We start from the raw sequence: 3,413 nt of genomic DNA, 5'->3' as shown, positions 1-3,413 counted from the left end.
CCAGCTTCGTCGACAACCGGATCCTGCAGAGCGCGGACCTGTCCACCTGGGCCGGTGTCGGCGCCGAGGTGCCGTTCGTGCTGTACCGCGCGGAGCGGATGCACGACGGGGCGATCGAGCTCGAGCCCCGCTACGCACACATCGACCCGGACGGCGGCTGGGCCCGCATCGTCGGCGACCTGGAGGTCGTCCAGCTCGACGGGGACCACCTCGCGATGGTCGACGAACCGGTGGTCGGTACCGTCGGTAAGCATCTGGCGCGTCGGCTCACCGAGCTCGACGCGGGTGTACGGAAGGGGACAGACGCGTGACGGCGAAGACCACCGCGGAGAAGCTCGCGGAACTGCGGGTCAAGACCGAGCAGGCCAAGGACCCGGGCAGCGAGCGGGCGAAGGCCCGCCGCGACGCCGCGGGGCACACCCCGCCGCGGGAGCGGATCGCACTGCTGCTCGACGCCGGCAGTTTCGTGGAGATGGGCCAGCTCGCCAAGGCGCCCGGTAGCCCGGACAACCCGTTCGGTGACGGCGTGGTCACCGGCCGCGGCACCATCGACGGCCGCCCGGTGGCCGTGTACGCGCACGACAACACGGTGTTCGGCGGGTCGGTCGGCGAGGGCTTCGGCAAGAAGGTCTGCGCCATCATGGACTTCGCGATCAAGGTCGGGTGCCCCATCATCGGCATCAACGATTCCGGTGGCGCGCGAGTCCAGGACGCCGTGACCTCGCTGGCCTACTACTCCGAGATCTCCCGGCGGCAGTATCCGGCCTCCGGGTACGTGCCCCAGATCTCGATCATGCTGGGCAAGTGCGCGGGCGGCGCCGTCTACGCCCCCGCGACCACCGACTTCGTGATCGCGGTCCAGGACCAGGCGTACATGTTCGTCACCGGGCCCGACGTGATCCGGCAGGTCACCGGCGAGGACGTCACCATGGACGAGCTCGGCTCGGCCCTGCAGCAGGCCAAGAACGGCAACGTCAACCACGTCGCCGTGAGCGAGCAAGACGCCTTCATGTACGTGCGTAACCTGCTGAGCTACCTGCCGTCCTCGGCCGCGGAGAAGGCGCCGCGGATCAACCCGGGTCTCGAGGCGGAGACCACGGAGTCGGACCGACAGCTGGACTCGATCATCCCGGACTCGGACAACGCCGCGTACGACATGCACGACGTGCTCCTGCGGATGTTCGACGACGGCGAGTTCGTGGAGACCTCCGGGCAGTTCGCGTCCAACATCATCACGGGTTTCGCCCGGGTCGACGGTGAGTCCGTCGGCGTCGTCGCCAACCAGCCCCTGCACCTGTCGGGCGCGTTGGACATCGACGCCTCGGAGAAGGCCACGCGGCACATGATGCTGTGCGACGCCTACTCGATCCCGCTGGTCTACGTGGTGGACACCCCCGGCTACCTCCCGGGCGTGCAGCAGGAGAAGCTCGGCATCATCCACCGCGGGGCCAAGATGGGTTTCGCCGTGGTGGCGGCCTCGGTCCCCAAGGTCACGTTCGTCGTCCGCAAGGCCTACGGCGGCGCGTACGCCGTGATGGGGTCCAAGAACCTGGGTGGCGACCTCAACTTCGCCTGGCCCACCGCGCGCATCGCGGTGATGGGTGCCGAGGGCGCGGTCGACCTGCTGCAGCGTCGGCAGATCGAGGAGGCGGGCCCCGAGGAGGGTCCCAAGCTCCGCAAGCAGCTCATCGACATGTACAACGAGTTCATCGCGACCCCGTACACCGCCGCCGAGCGCGGGTACATCGACGCCGTGATCGAGCCGTCGCAGACCCGCCTGGTGCTGCGCGGTGCGCTGAACCAGCTGCGGGACAAGATCAGCAACGAGCCGCCGCGTAAGCACCCCATCGCGCCCATGTGACCGCCGCGGGCGGGGTCGACTGGGCGGCTACTCGGACTGGTTCGGACAGGCGTCGACGGCCGCCTGGAGGGTGATGTCCCCCGCCCGCTCGAAGGTGAAGGTGACCGGGATCGACTTCCCCGGCTCGGCGCTGTCGTCGAGACCGAACATGAAGGACCTGAACGGCCGGTCGGGTGCGTCGGCGTCCTCGACGTTCTCCACCGGTTGACCGGCGGCGATCGACGACTCGGGGGCGATCTCGAGGGCACCCGCGGGGGCGTCGATCTCGACCCGCTCCGCGGCGGGGCTGGTGATCTCCGAGAGAGTCTCCGCCTCGGTGGAGCTGTCGTTGACCGCGGTGAAGCTCAGCTGAGCGGGTGCGTCCACCTGCAGCGAACAGTCGATCGCGTAGGCGGGTGCGATGAAGACGTTCTCGACCGAGGTCTGACCGTCCGTCTCTCCTCCGCCGCGGTTGGTCGAATCCGGTTCCGGGTCGTCGGACGAGCATGCGGTCGACACCCCGAGGGCGAGGACCATCGCGGCCGAAGCGGCGTACCGGGTCATTGAGATGCTCATAGCCGACACGGTACCCACGGTGGGCGTGTCGGCACACCACATTCTCCCGGTACCGCGGTGCGGCCTACTCCGGGTCGGTCACCAGGATCGGCCCCTCGGGCTGCCACCAGCCCCAACGGGTCTCGTTCCCGGTGGTCACCTCCGCGGGCGCCGGCGGGTCCTCCTGATAGGTGCCCAGCGGCGTGTACGCCTCGATCGAACCCCAGTCACGGTTCCAGTCGTGGCGCAGGTACGACGGGATCGTCCGGGCACGCTGGGCGGTCTCGATCCACCCGAGCGGCCCACCGGCCTCGTAGGACATCCACGTACTGGTGGCGCTCACGGCGAGCGGACGGTCGGGCAGGATCCGGAACTCCGGCAACTCCGCCACACCCGCGTAGTGCTCGAACGGCCGCTGGCACGGGAACTGCAGGCTCACCGCCCAGTCGAGCAGGACGGGCGACTCCGACCCGACCATCTCCTGGACCGTCACGAGCTCGGGTGCGCGCGGCGGGGTGATGGCGGTCCACTGTTCGGGGGTGAGGTCGTTGTCGTCGACCCGGACCCGCATGACATCGGCGTCGGCGGGGGCGTCCTGCATGTCCATCCGCAGGTTGCGCCACGTCGGCGCGGGACCGATGTCGAACGGCACCACCGGCTCGCCCACCGTGTCGACCCCGGCGTCGCCGGACCGGCCGAACTCGACCACGACCTCCTGGCCGTACTCGTAGAGCCCGTCGGCGTCGTAGCGGCCGATCCGGCCGGCCGCCGAGATCACCAGGAGCGGGTGGGACTCGCGGTTCTCGGGCAGGCGGTACCAGCCGGTCTCCAGGCTCGCCTCCCGCTGCGGGCCCACGAAGAACGACCCGAGCACCGGGGTCGTGGCGGGGTCGAGCCCGAACGGCAGGGCCACCGTGGACTCGTTCACACCCTCCGCCCCGCGGCCGCCGGCCGTGCCGGCGCTCTCCCCGGTGCTGACCGACGGGCCGCCGCCGGGCTCGGAGGTGGTGTTGGCGGC

General features: G+C 70.1%; 4 protein-coding genes. 2 read left to right on the top strand and 2 right to left on the bottom strand.

The genetic code is table 11. The features are described from left to right. Nucleotides 1–311: hypothetical protein (locus G6023_RS02000; RefSeq protein WP_182633944.1), on the top strand; the 311-nt coding region annotated here is incomplete at its 5' end. After that, a complete protein-coding gene (locus G6023_RS01995) occupies nt 308–1,861 on the top strand; it encodes an acyl-CoA carboxylase subunit beta (protein WP_069389356.1) in 1,554 nt (517 codons plus the stop codon). The genes G6023_RS02000 and G6023_RS01995, both read left to right, overlap by 4 nt. A gap of 27 nt (nt 1,862–1,888) precedes the next feature. Here G6023_RS01995 and G6023_RS01990 read toward each other — a convergent pair whose 3' ends face one another. Both G6023_RS01990 and G6023_RS01985 read right to left on the bottom strand, forming a co-directional pair. Next, entirely contained in the window at nt 1,889–2,416 is a 528-nt protein-coding gene (locus tag G6023_RS01990; RefSeq protein ID WP_132062190.1) for a copper chaperone PCu(A)C domain-containing protein, read from the bottom strand. 64 nt (nt 2,417–2,480) lie between these two features. Then, nucleotides 2,481–3,413: arabinosyltransferase C-terminal domain-containing protein (locus tag G6023_RS01985; protein WP_182633943.1), on the bottom strand; the 933-nt coding region annotated here is incomplete at its 5' end.

The organism is Dietzia sp. DQ11-71, from assembly GCF_014144995.1.
GTDB lineage: Bacteria > Actinomycetota > Actinomycetes > Mycobacteriales > Mycobacteriaceae > Dietzia > Dietzia kunjamensis.
This window is presented reverse-complemented; position numbering and strand designations above follow the sequence as displayed.

Coding starts and splice junctions, on each gene's coding strand:
- G6023_RS01990 (WP_132062190.1), bottom strand. CDS start 2,416: ATGAGCATCTCAATGACCCGGTACGCCGCTTCGGCCGCGATGGTCCTC.